The sequence below is a fragment of the Cytobacillus dafuensis genome (assembly GCF_007995155.1).
Classification (GTDB): domain Bacteria; phylum Bacillota; class Bacilli; order Bacillales; family Cytobacillaceae; genus Cytobacillus; species Cytobacillus dafuensis.
This window is the reverse complement of record NZ_CP042593.1, coordinates 2,627,204-2,645,589: the sequence shown is the minus strand read 5'-3', so window position 1 is coordinate 2,645,589 and position 18,386 is coordinate 2,627,204. Positions and strand designations below refer to the sequence as shown.

General features: G+C 35.9%; 17 protein-coding genes and 1 pseudogene. 10 read left to right on the top strand and 8 right to left on the bottom strand.

The window, feature by feature from the left end:
* Nucleotides 1-152: 152 nt before the first annotated feature.
* From FSZ17_RS12540 to FSZ17_RS12525, 4 genes are all read right to left on the bottom strand, one after another.
* Nucleotides 153-1,388: an IS110 family RNA-guided transposase gene (locus tag FSZ17_RS12540; protein ID WP_057776996.1), complete on the bottom strand. Its 1,236-nt coding sequence runs from the start codon at nt 1,386-1,388 to the stop codon at nt 153-155.
* 458 nt (nt 1,389-1,846) lie between these two features.
* Nucleotides 1,847-2,557, bottom strand: coding sequence for a DUF4386 domain-containing protein (locus FSZ17_RS12535; protein ID WP_057776395.1), 711 nt, complete (start codon nt 2,555-2,557; stop codon nt 1,847-1,849).
* A gap of 45 nt (nt 2,558-2,602) precedes the next feature.
* The gene (locus FSZ17_RS12530; protein WP_057776397.1) at nt 2,603-2,827 is read right to left on the bottom strand and encodes a helix-turn-helix transcriptional regulator; all 225 of its coding nucleotides are present in this window, start codon (nt 2,825-2,827) and stop codon (nt 2,603-2,605) included.
* 2 nt (nt 2,828-2,829) lie between these two features.
* Nucleotides 2,830-3,276 carry a hypothetical protein gene (locus FSZ17_RS12525; protein ID WP_057776399.1) on the bottom strand — a complete coding sequence of 149 codons (447 nt, stop codon included), beginning with the start codon at nt 3,274-3,276 and terminating at the stop codon, nt 2,830-2,832.
* A 225-nt stretch (nt 3,277-3,501) separates the two neighbouring features.
* On the opposite strand from FSZ17_RS12525, the gene FSZ17_RS12520 reads away from it, so the two are divergent.
* The 8 genes and pseudogenes from FSZ17_RS12520 (at nt 3,502) to FSZ17_RS12485 (ending at nt 9,403) form a co-directional block, all read left to right on the top strand.
* Entirely contained in the window at nt 3,502-3,765 is a 264-nt protein-coding gene (locus FSZ17_RS12520) for a hypothetical protein (protein ID WP_057776401.1), read from the top strand.
* 367 nt (nt 3,766-4,132) lie between these two features.
* The gene (locus tag FSZ17_RS12515; protein ID WP_057776403.1) at nt 4,133-4,720 is read left to right on the top strand and encodes a hypothetical protein; all 588 of its coding nucleotides are present in this window, start codon (nt 4,133-4,135) and stop codon (nt 4,718-4,720) included.
* 333 nt (nt 4,721-5,053) lie between these two features.
* Nucleotides 5,054-5,581 (top strand): P-loop nucleotide/nucleoside kinase family protein, encoded by a 528-nt coding sequence (locus FSZ17_RS12510; RefSeq protein ID WP_057776405.1) that lies wholly within the window; start codon nt 5,054-5,056, stop codon nt 5,579-5,581.
* A 109-nt stretch (nt 5,582-5,690) separates the two neighbouring features.
* On the top strand, nt 5,691-6,158 hold the full coding sequence (locus FSZ17_RS12505; RefSeq protein WP_057776407.1) for a UPF0158 family protein: 468 nt from the start codon (nt 5,691-5,693) through the stop codon (nt 6,156-6,158).
* A 136-nt stretch (nt 6,159-6,294) separates the two neighbouring features.
* Nucleotides 6,295-6,803, top strand: a pseudogene (locus FSZ17_RS12500) (GNAT family N-acetyltransferase).
* Between the two features lie 381 nt (nt 6,804-7,184).
* The gene (locus FSZ17_RS12495; RefSeq protein ID WP_228460186.1) at nt 7,185-7,838 is read left to right on the top strand and encodes a GNAT family N-acetyltransferase; all 654 of its coding nucleotides are present in this window, start codon (nt 7,185-7,187) and stop codon (nt 7,836-7,838) included.
* A gap of 406 nt (nt 7,839-8,244) precedes the next feature.
* Nucleotides 8,245-8,682 (top strand): VOC family protein, encoded by a 438-nt coding sequence (locus tag FSZ17_RS12490; RefSeq protein ID WP_057776409.1) that lies wholly within the window; start codon nt 8,245-8,247, stop codon nt 8,680-8,682.
* Between the two features lie 295 nt (nt 8,683-8,977).
* Complete coding sequence (locus FSZ17_RS12485) at nt 8,978-9,403, top strand: hypothetical protein (protein WP_057776411.1); 426 nt, start codon at nt 8,978-8,980, stop codon at nt 9,401-9,403.
* 921 nt (nt 9,404-10,324) lie between these two features.
* Here FSZ17_RS12485 and FSZ17_RS12475 read toward each other — a convergent pair.
* Nucleotides 10,325-10,708 (bottom strand): hypothetical protein, encoded by a 384-nt coding sequence (locus FSZ17_RS12475; protein WP_057776415.1) that lies wholly within the window; start codon nt 10,706-10,708, stop codon nt 10,325-10,327.
* Nucleotides 10,709-11,188: 480 nt separating this feature from the next.
* On the opposite strand from FSZ17_RS12475, the gene FSZ17_RS12470 reads away from it, so the two are divergent.
* Together FSZ17_RS12470 and FSZ17_RS12465 are read left to right on the top strand one after the other, a co-directional pair.
* Complete coding sequence (locus tag FSZ17_RS12470; RefSeq protein WP_057776418.1) at nt 11,189-12,859, top strand: ribonuclease J; 1,671 nt, start codon at nt 11,189-11,191, stop codon at nt 12,857-12,859.
* Between the two features lie 971 nt (nt 12,860-13,830).
* Nucleotides 13,831-14,757 carry an NAD(P)H-dependent flavin oxidoreductase gene (locus FSZ17_RS12465; protein WP_185150723.1) on the top strand — a complete coding sequence of 309 codons (927 nt, stop codon included), beginning with the start codon at nt 13,831-13,833 and terminating at the stop codon, nt 14,755-14,757.
* Nucleotides 14,758-14,815: 58 nt separating this feature from the next.
* Here FSZ17_RS12465 and FSZ17_RS12460 read toward each other — a convergent pair whose 3' ends face one another.
* From FSZ17_RS12460 to FSZ17_RS12450, 3 genes are all read right to left on the bottom strand, one after another.
* A complete protein-coding gene (locus tag FSZ17_RS12460; RefSeq protein WP_057776422.1) occupies nt 14,816-16,012 on the bottom strand; it encodes an MFS transporter in 1,197 nt (398 codons plus the stop codon).
* Between the two features lie 226 nt (nt 16,013-16,238).
* The gene (locus FSZ17_RS12455) at nt 16,239-16,565 is read right to left on the bottom strand and encodes an ArsR/SmtB family transcription factor (protein ID WP_057776423.1); all 327 of its coding nucleotides are present in this window, start codon (nt 16,563-16,565) and stop codon (nt 16,239-16,241) included.
* Between the two features lie 29 nt (nt 16,566-16,594).
* A complete protein-coding gene (locus FSZ17_RS12450) occupies nt 16,595-18,346 on the bottom strand; it encodes a SulP family inorganic anion transporter (RefSeq protein ID WP_057776425.1) in 1,752 nt (583 codons plus the stop codon).
* Nucleotides 18,347-18,386 lie beyond the last annotated feature (40 nt).

Below are 18,386 nucleotides of genomic sequence, written 5' to 3'. Positions count from 1 at the left end.
CTATCTTGTTATTCCACAAAACCAGCCAATAGTTGTCAACATTTTTCAATAAAAATATAAAAAATATCATGTTATACTAAATTTGTGCATACCAAATAACCGTCCAAACACTATATTTGGAAGGTTCTGGACTACTTGGTTAAATTGTTAAATCAAGCTAAATCTAGGAAAGATGTTTTGTTTTTTAAAAGTGCATAAATCCAATGTAAGAGTTTGTTTGAACAAGCTATCACAGCTACTCTAAAAGGTTTTCCTTCTTCCCGTTTTTTATCATAAAACGCTCGTAATTTCTTATTACGAGGAAGGATCTCATCCGTTGTTTTCTGTTTGCGACAGTCACGAATAGCACATTTAACAGCCATATACAAAGCTTGACGTAGTCTGCTAGAGCCTCTTTTGGTAATTCGATTGTAAGTACCTTTGAATGTGCCAGATTCAAAGACACTTGGATCAAGACCAGCAAATGCGACTAGTTTCTTAGGGTGATTAAACCTTTCAATTTCCCCAATTTCAGAAATAATCGTGGCTGCGATTTTTTCACCGATACCGGGAATTGATCGGATAATCTTAGATTCTTCAATACTTTTTGCTAAAGCATCTATCTCATTTTCAAGCATGGATAGATGTTTTTTGTATTCAAAGAGCATATTAATATACATATCTAAGCTAAGGGCAAGACTAGAGTATAAAGCCTTCTGAAAAGGGTTTTGAGCTGCGGCAGTCATTAGCTTTTCAGCCTGTTTGTTTGCCCATTGTAGTGAACGAGTATTACAGAATTCTTTTATTTTAGTTGTTAATCTTTCAGTATCACCTTTCAAGACATCTTCTGAAGTAGGAAATGCTTGTAATGTTTTTAAAGAAACATCCGAATATAAGTCTCCAAAAACCTTACTATATTCAGGAAAAACTTGATCCAATACTGCCTGAAATTGTAGTTTGGTTTGTACAAACATGCCTGTAATATTATCGTGCTGTCTCGTAAGATGACGTAAGTTCATAAGTTGGATACCGCGCTTTTTATAAGGTTCTAAATCCTCTTTATAATACAGCTCGCAGAGGTGATTGGCATCAATGATATCTGTTTTTACCTTTCGCAAACTAGAACTTTTTGCTTTATAAGAGATTAGTGGATTTACGATAATGATTAAATAGCCTTTTTCCTCAAAATATTGAACAACCGGTGTGTGATAATGACCCGTTGATTCCATTACAAGAGGGGGACGTTCTCCTGAAATATCTTCTATTTCTTTAATAAAATCTAATAAACTAGCTAACCCATCAAGATCATGTTTTACTTTGAAACTTTTCCTGTAGGGCTTCTTTCTTTCCAAGTATGCTTGAATCTGACTTTCACCTTTTGCCACATCCAGACCAACGACTGGATTCATTAAAATTCCTCCTTCAAAAATATAATAGCCGGTAACCCCTAAATCCTCCTCATAGTGTCATAGCTTCGCTTGTTATACGAGATCATTGTCCCAACCAGCCTCAAACATGTTTCTACAAGTAGGGGGCGAACTGTTTTGCGGACGGGGTCTTAGCCCCACGGGCGCGAACGTTCTACCCTGGCTACCGTTATCATATATCGATATAAAAAATGGTCAACCAGAAATATTTTCTGGCTGACCTTATAATACGATCGGGCGCGATTGTGGAACAAAACAAGTAGAATATGATTAAAATTTTTTATAAGAACTATATTCAAATCTCCAAAAGAGTAATCCATTTTGATCAATCTATTTTTCAAAATGGATTATTTTAATTGCCTTAAAATACGGGTTCGAGCGGAGAATCTTCGAATACATCCCATAAAAAATTAATATTCAAAATTCTAGAAATGCAGATTTCACTGCACTGTCTTTTTTGCATCCAGGGAATCTATTGCAGAGCCGTTGAAACCTTTAACTATGAGCCATACTGCTAAAATCATTTCATTAGCTGCTACAGGTAGGGCCAATAGACCACCTAAAATAGAAATTTGTTCAATAACACCGAACATGACTAACAAGGCACAAATAAAAACACAAGTTGCCCCTGTCATACCCAAGATGGAGTTAAACCTGGGCACGAGCTTGGATTTATAAAATAGATAACTGTACATCATCGTATTGATACCCAGCATGAAAAGTGGCCCAAGCAGAAAGGTCCAGTCATGTACTGCTTTTAATAAAATACCTGAAGCTTGAAAAGAGGTGCTATCCGGGGCTCCTGCTGTTACAAATTCCCGGCTTAAGGTCAACAGGGACAGAACACTGATTACACCAACCGTAATGATAACCGCTTCAAGAAATCTGAAGCAAACATGCCAAAGAGCAATTGTTTCATTATATTTTCGTAAAATTGGAAACATGGCCGTTGCCGTACCAACCACTGAAACGACAAGAATTAACTCCATAAGCGCTCCCAGTATCACTTGGTTGGCATGTTCGCTACCTTTAATCAGGTAATCGGGACCGTTTAGGATGGGATCGTATAAAGTTAGACCTATTATTGCCGTTACGGCTGCAAGTATAAATAGTACTCCCACAATTTTTGCCGCTTTTTTGTTTGAATTCATTTTATCTCCGCCTTTTAATAAATTCATAAACGTTAAAGCTATTTCTTAAACTTTGGTGTTGTCCCCATAAAAGAATACCTCTTCTAAAGGTAAGTTAAAGGCATGAGCAATTCGAAAAGCCAGTTCTAAAGATGGGGAGTAGTTTCCCTTTTCGAGAGCCACAATCGTTTGTCTTGTTACTCCCACCTTGTCAGCCAACTGCTGCTGGGTCATTTCATCATGGTTGAATCGTAATTTTCGAATATGATTGCCGACAAGATTTTTGCCCACTCTTACACTCCTCTCCGATAGTGATAAAATTTCGTAATGGAGCCGGTCACATCGGAAATGAATCCTGAAATGATCAGGATAATGAACATTACCTGTAACGGCTGATAAATGATCAGTGATCCCATTGCAATAAGAAAGCCGAGGATAAACACAAAAAAAGAATTTCGGAACGCTTTCAACTCAATCAATTTATCCAGTTCATCCGCAAATTTAGGTTCCTTTTCTCTCGTCGTAATTCTAAAGACAATGTTAAAAATAATGCTGATAATGATGTGCGCAACTATGGAAACTAGAGTTAAGATGAGGACGAAGGATCCCAAATAGCGAAAGGTTTCAATCGACTCCAGACCCTCTTCAGGATACTGAGGGTACATGTACAAGCAATAAGATACGAAAATAAGTGTGGCACTGATCAATGATACGATACTTTTCTTTTCTTGATAGGTCATGACTTACACCTCCTGTATGGTCGATTTTACATCTTGTAATGCATTGTATTCATAATGTAAGGTAAAGTTTACAATAAGTTTTGTGAATTTTACATCAATTTATGAAAAATTTGTAAAAAAAACAGACCGATCCCCTATTAGGGAGTTTTCCGACCAGAGAAAATCAAGAAAATTGATGGAAAATGGGTACTGTCAGTAGCCAACTTAAATAATGCAAAAGAAAATTTGACTATTCACTATGCCATGCAGGATCAACAATCTATTATCCAAGTTTTTACAGCCACTGCAAACCCAACATCATTAAATCAAACATTTTCATTGGATGGGACATATGAAAATGAAAATACTTTTGCACATCGTATGAAAATCATAGATGAAAATGGAAATGAATATTATTCAGGTAGTGGGTTTAATATGGACATAAAGAATAATGAAACGATTATTTCAACGAACTTCCCAATAACATCTTATAAAATTCCAAAAACCTAAAACTAATTGTAGAGGGAATTGGTGTAGTGGAGCTGCTTAAAAAGTAAATATCAAACAATTTGTAATTAAATATTCTTCTCGAATTGATATTCAGCAATCGGGCCATTTAATGGAGGAAGAATATCAAGACAGAATAAATACTTATAGTAATGATAGTATGGTGTTTATGAAAGATTGCACTTGTTGAATAAGGGGTGTGAGCTATGCTGAGGAGATTAACTGGAATATTGACGAAGAAATTTTTTAAAGACGTAGATATAAACAGGACGCTAGATGTAGTTATAAATAGAACTCCGGAACCGTTATTATAAAACACTTCTCATGTATCATCAAAGGTAAGATAATCAAAGGAGTGTGAATATTTAGAATGAAAACGCATTTAATAACAAGTCAGGTGCCACGGACATCCCCGGGGCCAGGTGTTACAGTGATCGGGGTCCTGGTGGCTCTGTGGTGCATTGCGTTTGCGGTGGTCAATATCGTCTTCGAGGTCACAGACTATTTCGCAAGGGGTCCACTTGCCGAGTACACGGCCGGTATCACGGTGATGAACTGGCTTGTCGTTGGATTTAAGACATTGGGCGCGGCTGTGGCGTTGTTGTCGGTTGTGAACATCCAGAAACTTCACCTACCGGCCATCATGACCGTGTTGTTGTGGGGAGCTTTCGCCACGCTCGGCTTATATGCCCTGGGAAGCGTGACGCAGGCGCTGGGCATGATCTCCGGGTTTGCGGGCACTGCCGACCAAATCGATCTGGCAGGCATCGGCTACGTAATTATGTTCCTGTTGGCCGCTGCTGGCTTTGGTTTCCTGGCCGTCTCCTACTCGCGGCGGTACGGAACACGAAGAGGCTACGCCGTCCTCGGGGTGGTTGGCGCACCTGTGGTACTTGGTTTGATTCTGATAGCGGTCCCGAAGCTACTGTTTACCTTCGGACTCTTGCCTGCATACTGATGACCTTTACCATGGTGATTCCTTTGACTCTATCAATAGAAGAAATCCCAGATATTCAACCGATTCTTATCGGATCGAACCCTGAGACACAAATGATGAAATGATGAGTGTTAATGATTAAATGAATTGAATTAGTTGGAACGCCGTATGCGGTGAAAGTCGCACGTACGGTGTGAACAGGGGGAAAAGCCAGCGATAACTTCAAAGGCTTACCTATCTGTATCAGGAAGGGATTAATGCCCTTATTGTTATAAAGAAGCAGTTTAGTTTAAAAGGCGATTCAGAACTAATTTAGGATTATGATGCAATTCATATCAAAATGGGGGTATCCAGATGTTTGGAAAGTTTAATTTTGACTTAATTTATCGTGAACGAGATGATTTCACCCCTCTGGTGGTAATGATGTGTGGCGTGTCTGGTTCTGGGAAGACTACATTCTCACAATTATTAGAAAAAGAAGGTTTTGTACGTCTTTCTATTGATGAAGAAATATGGGCTACTAATGGTCGTTACGGGATTGATTTCCCAATTGAAAAGATTGAGGAATACAAGAAAGATGCAGAAAGAAAATTGCGCAATCATTTAATCAAGTTAATTCACGATAAACAACAGGTGGTAATTGACTTCAGTTTTTGGGATCGTATAAGAAGGGATCAATATAAACAACTTATTGAAAAGTCTGGCGGTAAATGGAAACTAATTTACTTACAAGTTCATCCTGATGATTTGCGTCAACGGTTAAAGATTCGAAATAAACGAATGGATGCTAATGCGTTTCCTATTACAGAAGAAATTTTAGCTTCTTATCTAAATGGTTTCCAAACACCAAAAGGTGAAGGAGAAATTGTAATTGAAAATTAGACCTATTAAATCATAACCATTTAGACTTACTTCAAATAGATAATAATATTTTTTCTACTTAAACTAACGGGGGCATTAGTAAAAATATATAGAGGATGATCCAATAATAATGAATATTCAAGTAAAGCTTCAAGCTATTATTGAAGAAATGGAGATACAGATTGAAGAGTCTCGGACATTTCTGAGTATTAAAACTGGCGAAATAATTGTAGTAACATCTGATGACTTAAGAGCTGCTGAAGATGAAGAACCATTCGATCATTTACCTGATTGGGAACAAGAAGAAAGAAAAATTGCTAATGATGTAGTGGAAAACTTCGAGAATTACAAGGAACTCCCAACAAAATATGAACTAAAAGAATATGAGATGTTGGAAGAATTTTGCCTAACTGTTAGTGATCAAAGAATACAAGATATATTATTAAGTGTAATTAAGGGTAAGGGCGCCTTTAGGAGGTTTAAGGACAAAATCATTGATTTTGAAATTGAGGACAAATGGTATTCTTATCGTGATGAACGATTTAAACAAATTGCGATTGAATGGTGTCTAGACAATAACATAAATTTTAGTGAATAATTAATTTTTAAAAATACAACGAGATCAATGACTTAATCAGGTGATTACTCTTTGTTCAACTACAGGGCAGGTTAGTTGAAGAAGGAATTTCTCTAAACTTGGAAGAATTTAAATTCAAAAATATGTTAAGGAGCTTGTGAATTATAAGGAATCCATTAGCAAAGGCGAAGTGAAGCTACGAGATATCACAGAGGAAGATCTTCCTATCTTTTTCGAACAACAACTAGATTCAACGGCGAACTATATGGCTGCCTTTACAGCTAAAGACCCCACTGATAAGGACGCATTTTTTGACCATTGGACAAAAATTGTCGCTGACGAGACTATCACAATTAAGACTATATTATTCAATGGCATTGTCACTGGACACGTCTCGAACTTTGAACAGTTCGGCGAACTTGAAGTAAGCTACTGGATTGGGAAGGAATATTGGGGTCATGGTATTGCAACTAAAGCGTTGTCAGAGTTTCTGGAGTATATTAAGGTACGCCCGCTCTATGCTCGTGCCGCTAAAGATAACCTCGCCTCCATTAGGGTATTGGAAAAATGCGGGTTTAAAATCATCTCTGAAGATAAGGGTTTTCCAACGCAAGAGGCAAGGATGTTGAAGAATTTAATTTGAAGCTCGAATCTTATGATAGGTAATTTAATACCGTAATACGATTGGAGCGGTTCTTGACTAAGAAACCTTCTGTTGTTTAACTACCATGAAAATAAGTTTCTTCAAGAATAGAAAAATGACAATACTTAAGAAGACCCTGCTCAATCGTTTAAAAAAAAGAGGAGAGCGTTAATTAATAAGTCTATGGAATAGGGTTGACTGGATTAAGGTCAGTATCAGTATTGACACTTCCTACCCATTTTCATTCTCTGTGGTACTGCGCTGACTTTGTGCTGCATGGATGGCTAACAAGTGCAAGAGTTGAAGATCCATTTGTAAGCCATGTGGATCTTTTCTTGTTGAGCTAACTGGCAGTATAGTTTAAGAAGAATTAGAACTTTCAAGGAGGAGTAATCCTTTTTCGTATGGAATTAATAGGTAAAAAGCTATTTTACTATTTACTTAAAAAGGGAGACATTATTTCTATGATAATTGAAACAGATATATCTCTAGAAGGAAATTCAATTTCTCTTATTCCTCTCGAGATGAAGTATAAGGAACTATTATTTGAAGCTTTAAAAAGTCCTGACGTATGGAAATATACCTGGCGAGAAGTTAACACAGTGGAGGATTTAGAACAAATAATAATGATAGCTGTTAACAATAAAAAGGACGGTAAACAAATACCTTTTATTGTTAAGGATAAACTGACAGGGCAAGTAATAGGTACAACTCGTATTGGCGATATTGATAAAGTAAATCGTAATGTGGAAATAGGTTGGACTTGGCTTTCTCCAGAAGTTTGGAAAACAAAGGTAAACACAGAATGTAAATCTTTATTACTTAAGTATTGTTTTGAAGAATTAAAAGTAATTCGCGTTCAATTTTCAGTTAGTGGACAAAACTTACGTTCTCAAAAAGCAGTTGAACGAATAGGGGCAACAAAAGAGGGAACTTTTCGTAAACATAGGGTAAAGGCAGACGGTACCATTCACGACAATATATTTTACAGTATTATCGATAGTGAATGGGAGTCAGTAAAAGAAAGATTGATATATTTATTAGAGAAAAAATACTGATTGTCTTACCTCTTCTTTATTAAATAATTCTATTGGGAAGATGCTTAATTGTGTTTAACTATCAACAGATTGTGAAGGGTTGTAATTAAACTAACGGGTGCTTTTCTTGTATATCGGAGCAGTCATTTTGCAAGTTGTTTATTGTGTTAACGGGGCCGTATTGTTCAATAATCAAAGGGAAACATTGAGAAAAAATAGGTGGAAAGTACATGAATAATTATCCCCAATTGACACCGTTAGGGAAATGAGGAAGGAATTTAAAAATAATTTAATGCAAAATTAGTGAAATGATTCTTTTCTTCACTGGCAATGCTGGTATCTTATTATTATTTTAATCGTCCCTTTGTTAATACTAGAATTTGAATACAGGATATTGCAAAATAACGGAACATAGGAGGTATGAAGTTTGAAGATCCAAAGAATAGATCATGTGGGTGTAATCGTAAATGATCTCTCTGCCGCTAAAGAGTTTTTTCTCGATTTTGGACTTGAGGTGAAAGGGGAATGGGAAATGGAAGGAGAGTTGATGGGATATGCAGTTGGGCTTAATAACGTTAAAGTAGCGTGTATAGGATTGGGAACGCCAGACGGTCAGACTTGGATAGAGCTAATTAAATTTTATTCGCCGTCAGATGAAAAAGATATTCAGCAACCTTTAGCAAATACACTGGGTATCCGACATATTGCATTTACTGTTGAAGATATTGAAGCTGTTGTTGCCAAGTTGAAAAAGAAGGGTACGGAAATTTTTAGTGAGATACAGCAATATGAAGAGAGTTATAAATTATGCTACGTTCGTGGTCCAGAGGGAATTATTTTGGAGTTGGCTGAGGAAATCAAATAAGTAATGTTAATTAATATGAAAGTACGACTCTTTGTTACTTTCTATTTTTTTAGTTTGTGAAGAAATGTACTTCAACTAACAGGGGCTTTAATTCAATAATGATCTTCAACAATCGGGCGCTATCCTGGAACACAAGGATAATCGCTTATTTTTTATTTAAGGGCCATTTAATGGAGGTAGAATATTAAGAAAAATAGAATCCTTATGGTACTGGTAGTAAGATTTTTGTGAAAGATTGTACTTAAACGATCGGTGCATTATAGTTCAATAAATTTTACAAAAAGGAGCGTCAAAATTGAAAAGAGTAACAAAGAAAACAATTGTATTAGGTTTTTCAATTCTTTGTAGCTTTTTAATTTACCTATCGTTTAATCCTGGGGAATATACTGAATTTGCTCAGCATTTAATGATGATTTCTTTAATTATATTTTTTCCATTAGCTATATCTTCATTTCTTGTTGCCAATAATTTTAAAGCATTTTGGATAGCAACCTTGTTTTTTATTATCGGTTTATTTTTTCTTTATCGTGGAATTTATTTCCGAGATTCATTTTCTATCTTGGATTATTTTTTTGCGAGTGATGTGATAATTAGAAGGGAAGGAAATACAGAAATTTATGGACATCCACTTTCTTATTTGTGGATAGAGAGCATGGTAATTTACTGTGTATTAAGCATTGCTGGGTTAATTATAGGTTATTTTGTAAAAAAAAGAATATAATGATTTCTTAAACTATAGCTTGCGTTTCTACAATAAGTGGAGAAGCTTTTTTACTAACCCATCTAATAGAAGCACATCAGTTGTTCCATTATAAGGTGCTTGAGCAAAACAAGGAGCTGTATTTGCGGCTCCTTTCTCTTGTTTTTCACTAACTGGATAGTTGAACAGGCAGGTATTTTCGGAAGGACATCGAAGTAATTATAATAGCTGATAAGGGGTGGGAGTGAGGCAACTTGTTTTATGATAGTATTGGCTCTGTTATTTATGCTTTATTAATTTGGTGGGGAGTGTTTCTCTTTTTTCAAAGAATAAATAATCGCTACCCAAAAGGTAACACTTGGAAAAAGGACATCATCTTAACATTTATCCAAAGTGTAGTAGTTACCTTAATTTTTCCACCTATAGTGGGTATTTTACTTAGAAACTAAATTAAATATCAAATAAAGTCAAAATGAGAAGATGTAAATAAATTATCAGATTTTTTTCCTTAAATGGCATTCTTTTTAAGCCAGCAGGCTTTATGAGAATACAATATTTCACCTAGCGGATCTTTAGTGGAAGAAATAATAACTGATTTTATGATGGAAATCATATTTGATTATTCTATTATCAAGCACAATTCTTGAATAGGGATTGTGCCTTTTTCAATAATAGGGCCAGATTGTGGAGTAACACTTATTAAACTTTGTTGTGCGAAAAAAGGATGGAGACAAGTCTCACGGACATTATTCCATTACAATTATTAGGTTCTTAAATTGCATAATTTAAATCATTTGATTGGCGACATTGATTAACTCCTTTCGAGAATTCTCATCATTAGGTAAACCAAAAATATGAATATGATATTCTATATCATCTATTTTAAAATAAAGATTTGATGACGAGTATTTACCAATAATACCATTTTTTAATTTCACTTCATCATAATATTTGGGTTGGGTATATATTGAAATTGTATGCTCTAATTTTCAAAATTATCGGATGATCCTGAATCGCTTCTTTCGAATTAGCACTAAAAGTGACCATTAACTTTTTTCCGTCATTTTCTAAATCTTCTATAATAGTTGGTTTATAACCATCGGTTTTAAAAGGTATCGTCTTGGGTAATTTTATTTTAAATGGCAACGCTGCTATGCCATCTTTTACAGATGATGCTTCATATTTGATGTATGTTTCATCCCCCTGTTCATCCCAAGCAGTATTTATAATTTTTAATTTAGATGGGTCAAAAGTTTTTTCTTTATAGCCTTTGAAACCATAGAGAATTAATAAAAGGAGAACTGAAATAAATATCAATTTTTTCACAAAAAAGCACTCCTTTATAATTTATTATTCGTAACGTAAAATATATTTGAATATTCATAATAATATTTATTTTATTATAACACAAAAAAATATTTAAAATTACCCAATCTGGCTAACCCCTATAATACGAATAGGTGCTAAGCCGAAGATAAATTAATTGATTTTAAGATGATTTTCATACCGAGATCATGTTTTAGTTATTCAATTAAAGGGCACAATTCTGTAGCAAGAATTGTGCTCTTTCTTTATGTTAAGGGCAGTATAGTCGAATAAGACAGTTGTTAAGGGAACACTAAAATGAGGTGAAAAAATGTTTAGACTTCATACAGTTGTATAACACTCGGCAGATATTAATTTTTATTCATAGAGATTTCAAGGAATGTACTTAATGTATTTATAGGAAACTCGAGCATTCACCCCGCTGATAAAGGGAAACCCAAAGGGCATATTAAGATTATATATAAAGTGGGGGGATTAAATTTGAGTACAAAAGAGAATGCGTTATCTATCTTCGCTTTAGGCGGCTTGAATGAAATCGGGAAAAATATGTATGCAATCGAATATTCAAACGATATCGTGATTATCGACTGTGGAAATAAGTTTCCAGATGCAAGTTTATTAGGAATTGATTTGATTATCCCTGATATGGCTTATTTAGTAGAAAATAAAGATAAAGTCAGTGCTTTAATTGTTACACATGGACATGAAGATCATATCGGAGGGATCCCGTTCTTTTTAAAAAAATTGAATGTACCCGTTTATGCTACACGCTTTACACTAGGATTAATTGAAATCAAATTAAAAGAACATAAACTTCTCAGAGAAAGCGAACTTGTTGAAATCAACTCAAACTCAAAATTGAAAATCGGAGAAATGAATGTAAGCTTTTTCAAAGTAACCCATAGTATTCCTGATTGCTTGGGAGTGATCTTTCACACACCAGAAGGGAATATTGTACATACGGGGGACTTCAAGTTCGATTTAACCCCTGCGAATAATGAGCATGCGGATATTCATAAAATGGCTGAAATTGGCAAAGAGGGGGTCTTGCTTCTATTGTCTGAGAGTACCAATGCAGAACGTCCTGGTTTGACCCCATCGGAACAAATGGTAGGTGAACATGTGGAGGCAACTTTCATGAAAGCCGACCGCAAAGTTATTGTTTCTACCTTTGCTTCAAATATTAGTCGTGTACAGCAAGTCGTAAATGCAGCACATAAAACAAATCGAAAACTTGCATTACTTGGGCGAAGTATGGTTAATGTTGTAGCGGTTGCTATAGAACGTGGTTATTTAACAGTTCCTGATGGAATGTTAATTGCCCCACATGAGATCAATGAAATGGCTCCTGAAAAGGTGGCTATTTTATGCACGGGGAGTCAAGGAGAACCATTGGCTGCTCTTGCCCGCCTGTCCACAGGAAACTTTCGCGGTGTCGACATTTTGCCTGAAGATACGGTTATCATTGCGGCAGGTCCAATACCTGGGAACGAACGTAATGTCACGAGTATCGTAGACAACTTATTTGCACTTGGAGCCAAAGTGATTTATGGATCAGGAAGTACATCCGGCATGCATGTTTCCGGCCATGGTTATCAAGAAGATTTAAAACTAATGCTTACATTAATGAAACCAAAATATTTTATTCCCATTCACGGTGAATTTAGAATGCTACACCATCACCGTTTGTTAGCTGAGTCCGTTGGAGTAGAGAAAGGAAACACGTTTATCATCAATAATGGCGATGTGGTCGAGATTGAAGATGGCATCGCCCGCCAAACCCGGACCGTACCAGTTGGAAATACATACGTGGACGGCGGGGATGTCGGGAATATTGGTGAATATGTATTACGGGACAGAAAACAGCTTTCTGAGGACGGAATGATCATGATTATTTTAACGATAAGCAAGGCGGAAAGAAAGTTGATGGCTGAACCCGAAACGATTTCTCGTGGATTTACAGATCAAGATTTTTCGGAGCTACGCAAAAACATCAATGAACTCACGGTAAACACAGTAAATGAGCTACAAGAAGAAAATAGAAACTCAAGGAATGTAATGAAAAAACAAATAAAAAAATCAATACGAGAATACGTATATACACATACTAAGAAAAATCCAATGATCGTTCCTATACTTATTGAAATTTAATAGCAGGGAAGTTTTATAAAATTGAATTAATTCGATTGATCTTCAACAAACTGGCGCTATCTTGGAAAAACAAGGATAAGCGCTCTTATTTCATTTTAGGGCCATTGTGGAGGAAACACGAATACGGTAAATGATGTCAAAGTAGTTATTATAATGGATAATCTATAAGACCTTCGTTAAGAAACGCTTTTAGATTTATGGAAGAATTGTTATATTGCTATAAAAAATAAGAAAAAAGAATAGGAACCTTTAATATAAGAATTGTACTTACAACAGTCACGGATATAACTTTAATTAAATCTTTTTTCAAGAAAACACCACCCATAACTTTTGTCGTTATTTTCGAAATTCCTAAAAATCTATAATGATAATACTATCACTGTTTGTAAAATATTCCTACTAGGAGTTGTCGTGGTTCCATAATCGGGTGCGTATATTTAGGTCCTTAATTGGATTTGTGTTTGTTGTTCAATGTGACCGAAAAAAGGAAACTCCTACCAAACCGGTCACAAAGAAGAGTTCAATGTGACCGAAAGATGGAAACTCCCACCAAATCGGTCACAAAGAATAGTTCAATGTGACCGGAAAATGGCAACCATCACCAAACCGGTCACAAAGAAGAGTTCAATGTGACCGGAAAATGGCAACCATCACCAAACCGGTCACAAAGAAGAGCAACGATATTAGGGCAAACAATTTTTAATTGGATATTGAAATGGCTAAGTATGGTCTTAAAGAATCTAATACGATTATCTTTTCTGAATTAATATGGTACTCTCCCAGTAAATTAATATACTCCCATCCTAATGGAGCCGTGTAGAAAGAATAATTTAGGTTTTTTGAATTTTTTGTGACTATGACAAATGTAACTATTAGAAGAGGAATTAATATGACATCTTAGAAATATTAAACAAAATAGTTATATGAAATGAGGAATTTAATTGAACTTTCCACAACTGAAAATCTCGCATATGATGCCTACAGTTCCGATCCTCCAAGGTGGAATGGGCGTCGGAATCTCATTAAGCAATCTAGCTTCAGCTGTAGCAAATGCTGGAGGTGTTGGAATTATATCTGGTACAGGAATTTCAGTTGAAGAAATGCGCACACATATTAGAAAAGCTAGAAGTCTCTTAAAGGATACAGGGTACATCGGAGTCAACGTATTGTTTGCCATGAATGATTTTGCCGAAAAAATGAAAGCTGCACTTGAAGAAAAAGTTGATTTCATTATTTCAGGTGCTGGAATTTCAAGAGACATGTATGCTTGGGGGAAACAAGCCGGAATTCCAGTTATATCAATTGTTTCTTCTGCTAAACTTGCAAAAATTTCTGAACGACTTGGTGCTGCTGCTGTTGTTGTTGAAGGTTTTGAAGCAGGAGGACATTTAGGAACTGACAGGCCACTTTTTGACATACTTCCTGAAGTTGTCGAAGCCGTTTCCGTCCCAGTTATTGCAGCAGGAGGAATTATGACTGGCTCTGATATTGCTAAAGCTCTTAGAATGGGTGCATCTGGTGTTCAAATGGGAACAAGATTTGTTGCAAGCGAGGAATGTGATGCCCCTCTGTCTTTTAAGCAAAAATATGTTAATGCTCGTAAGGAAGATACAATTTTAGTTAAAACGACTGTCGGCTTACAAGGAAGAGCAATTACCAATAATTTCACTGATTTAATTAGTGGATCAGAGAAACTAAAAATTACGAAATGCCATGATTGCCTTAAAAACTGCTCTTATCGTTTTTGTACGCTCGATTCCTTGGTTAAATCCGTAGAAGGTGATGTTGAAAATGGTCTCGTTTTTGCTGGTGCAAGAGTAGATGAAATCAAGGAGATCCTTCCCGTCCAAAAAATCATTGAAAATCTAAAAGTGGAATATCAAAAAGCAATGATGTAATAAGATCGTGGTGTTAGAAAAGGCATTCGCTAAAGGACTTTGCGAATGCCTTTTTTATTCATTGGATATTAGCACGACGATTTTTCGCTAATATACCAACATATAAAAGGATAGAACAAAGGATAGAAACAGCAGATAGGGTATAGATTGCACTGTAGCCAAACCAATGAGCGACTTGCCCGAATAAAATCGCTCCTATCCCGACACCTAGATCAAAGAAAGAGAAGAACGTCGCATTTGCCATACCTCTGCGATTGCTTGGGGTTTCTTTTACAGACCAAGCCTGTAATGCTGGTTGAACAGTACCGAAGCCTAGACCGTAAAGAATAGCTGCAGTGAAGAGAACGAAGCTATTTGGCAGCCATGCGAGTAACCCCATCGCAATAAAAATTAAGATGGTGCCAGGGATAAAAACGGCTTGATGCCCCTTCTGATCATAGATTTTTCCCGCAAATGTACGTGATACCATGAGTGCTAAAGCATACAGCAGAAAGTACCATTGAATGCCTTCCACACCTTCTTGGACTGAATAGAGGGGCAGGAAGGTAGCAATCCCTCCAAAAGTAACGGTTATGAAAAATAAGAGCAAGGATGGAGGCAGTGCGCTCTTTTCATAAAAATCCCATTTTTTAAACGATACAGATTTTGGTTCGACCTTTTTATAACGAATGAAAGAGGATAAAATAAATGCTACTAATCCTAAAACGGCACAAATTAAGAATAATTGCTTAAAGGTTAAAACTCCTGCTAAGGTAAGGCCTAACGATGGTCCGAAAGCTAAAGCTAAATTACCTGAAAGTCCGTAATAGCCCATTCCTTCACCGCGTCTACTTGCGGGGATGAGATCAGTTGCAATCGTACCAGTGGCAGTTGTAGAAAATCCCCAGCCTAACCCTTGTACAATTCGCATAATAAATAGAAATATTAAGCTATTCACAAAGCCAAAAGACCCGAGAGAAAGTACAAAAATGCCTAACCCTGTTAAGTAGACAAATCGCCGTCCTTTTGATTCCAATGCATGCCCAGCATAAGGTCTGAGGAGAAGTGCAGAGAACGTAAATATCCCTACGAAAATTCCAATTAATTGATCATTTCCTCCCAGCTCTTCTACAAACAGAGGTATCGTTGGTAAAGTCATTTGAAAACCTAGAAAAACAAAAAAATTGGACAGCACTATTAATGAAAAATCTTTTGTCCAAATTTTCTCTGAGCTTGCCTTTTTTTGTGGAGCATCTTTTGTTAACTGCTGACTCATTCAGATATCCTCCAGTTGGTAACTCTCTATTGTAAATATTTAGAGATGCTAAATATATTCTTTATTGTACATGAAATAGGGTGAAAATTCTAACTAGATGTTTCTCAGTTAGTTTAAATCACCAATATGGCTTTATATAATAACAGGGAGTTACCAAATGGTCTATTATTTCACATGAGCAGTTATTCTCAAAACTATGCGATTAGCACTTAATAGTGGAATGGTCTTAATCATCACTAAAGCGATCTAACATGGTTATTGCATCTACAAGGTGATTGTTAAAAATTTGTTTAGCGACTTGAAGTAAATCAATAATTTGTGGATCTCTTAAAGAATAGATAACACGATTTCCATCCTTTGTACCCGTTACGATATTTTTTGACCTTAGAATTGTAAGCTGTTGAGAAACGGCAGAGCCTTCACTCCCGGCTAAAGTTTGAATTTCGTTAACACTTTTTTCGCCATCAGCAAGAATCTCTAATATTCGAATTCGAAGTGGATGGGCTAAAGCCTTAAAGAAATCAGCCTTAAATTTTTGCATTTCAAGGTTCATTTTCTTAACCTCTCTTTTTATCATACATTTTATTTAGAATATACTTTTTCTTTAGAATGATGAACACCAGTGGAAAGGGAGTTACACTCCTTAAAGGCGAAATGCTTGCAGTCAAGGCATTTATTATTGTTCAGCATTGTAAGTGCGTAATCTAAGGCGACCCCAGTATGCTCGAAGAAATGTTCTTCACCAATTGCTTCATACAAGCCAGTTTTTTTCAAAACATTCATTGGCTGGCGTTTTAAACCAGAAATGATCACTATTCCATCCTTCATGAAATCATGGACGAAGCTTGAAAGGGATACTTCCCCAGTTGTATCCATAAATGGGACATTTCCCATTCTAAAAAGTATAATTCTAGGCTTTTCATTTATTGTATTTATGATTTTCTGTGAAAAGATTTGAGATGTTCCAAAAAATAACGGTCCATCTACATTAATGATACTAATTTGTGGACAATCTCGAGTGTCTGTTACAATATGTGCTCTCATTTTACCATTTTTACTTTTGTGGTCAGGTAGAGCTTTGACTGTGACTAATGAATCGCTCATACGTTTAGTAAATAACAAGATTGCTAATAAAAGACCTATTTCTACAGCAACTGTAATATTCATAAAAACTGTCAGTAAAAATGTAACAACAAGGACGATGGAATCTTCTGTTTTTGTTTTTAATAATTGAAAAAATACATGTCTTTCACTCATGTTCCACGCAACCACCATTAGAATTGGGGCCATACTTGCCAATGGAATGCTTGATGCATAAGGGCCAAAGATTATAAGGATGATTAATACAATCATACCATGAATAATGCCAGAGATTGGAGACATAGCTCCATTTCTTATATTTGTAGCAGTTCTGGCAATTGCACCTGTCGCGGGAATTCCACCAAATAATGGAGTAACAATATTGGCTAAACCCTGACCGATTAGCTCTCGGTTACTATTATGTTTACTCTTTGTCATTTCATCGGCCACAACTGCAGATAGCAATGATTCGATTGCTCCTAGAATGGCGATGACGAAAGCTGGACCTATCAAATTCACAATCTTATCAAAAGTGATTTCGGGTATTGAAAACTCTGGCAAGTTGCTTGATATTTCTCCATACGTCGAACCAATGGTAGGAACTTGTTCGGGGTAGAAAATGGTTGCAATGATAGTTGAAGCAAGTAACCCAATAAGTGAACCTGGTATTTTTCGGAAAAATTTCGGGGTTATGATAACAATTATTAGACAAATACAGGCTGTTAGCATGCTGTAAAAATTTACTGTATTAAAATGATTAATGATTTCAATCACGTTTTTATGAAATTTTTCATGTCTTTCAATATTTTCTAAGCCAAAAAAATTAGCGACTTGCCCAACAAAAATAGTAATAGCAATACCTGAAGTAAATCCTATCGTAATTGGCCTTGGGATATATTTAATAAGCGTTCCTAATCGAAAAACACCCATTAGGAAGAGCATCACACCTGCAAGTAAACCGGCAATTAATAGATTTTCATATCCATAAGTCATAACAATCCCAAATAATATTGGGATAAATGCACCTGTTGGTCCACCGATTTGATATTTAGATCCTCCGAATAATGAAATAATAATCCCTGCAATAATGGTCGTATAGATTCCATATTCAGGTTTGACCCCAGATGCTATGGCAAAGCCCATACCTAAAGGAATGGCAATAACCGCAACAACTAAACCAGACAGAAGGTCCTTTTGGAAGCTTTGTAAAGAATATCCTTTATACCGCCCCGTGAAAAACCATTTGCTAAACACATAAACCCCTTCTTTTCAAATAATTTAATTTTAGTATATT

Bases quoted from the DNA above. Each gene is read 5' to 3' on its own strand.
- FSZ17_RS12540 (WP_057776996.1), bottom strand. From the start codon at position 1,388: ATGAATCCAGTCGTTGGTCTGGATGTGGCAAAAGGTGAAAGTCAGATT.
- FSZ17_RS12535 (WP_057776395.1), bottom strand. From the start codon at position 2,557: ATGAATTCAAACAAAAAAGCGGCAAAAATTGTGGGAGTACTATTTATA.
- FSZ17_RS12525 (WP_057776399.1), bottom strand. From the start codon at position 3,276: ATGACCTATCAAGAAAAGAAAAGTATCGTATCATTGATCAGTGCCACA.
- FSZ17_RS12515 (WP_057776403.1), top strand. From the start codon at position 4,133: ATGAAAACGCATTTAATAACAAGTCAGGTGCCACGGACATCCCCGGGG.
- FSZ17_RS12510 (WP_057776405.1), top strand. From the start codon at position 5,054: ATGTTTGGAAAGTTTAATTTTGACTTAATTTATCGTGAACGAGATGAT.
- FSZ17_RS12505 (WP_057776407.1), top strand. From the start codon at position 5,691: ATGAATATTCAAGTAAAGCTTCAAGCTATTATTGAAGAAATGGAGATA.
- FSZ17_RS12495 (WP_228460186.1), top strand. From the start codon at position 7,185: ATGGAATTAATAGGTAAAAAGCTATTTTACTATTTACTTAAAAAGGGA.
- FSZ17_RS12465 (WP_185150723.1), top strand. From the start codon at position 13,831: ATGATGCCTACAGTTCCGATCCTCCAAGGTGGAATGGGCGTCGGAATC.
- FSZ17_RS12460 (WP_057776422.1), bottom strand. From the start codon at position 16,012: ATGAGTCAGCAGTTAACAAAAGATGCTCCACAAAAAAAGGCAAGCTCA.
- FSZ17_RS12455 (WP_057776423.1), bottom strand. From the start codon at position 16,565: ATGAACCTTGAAATGCAAAAATTTAAGGCTGATTTCTTTAAGGCTTTA.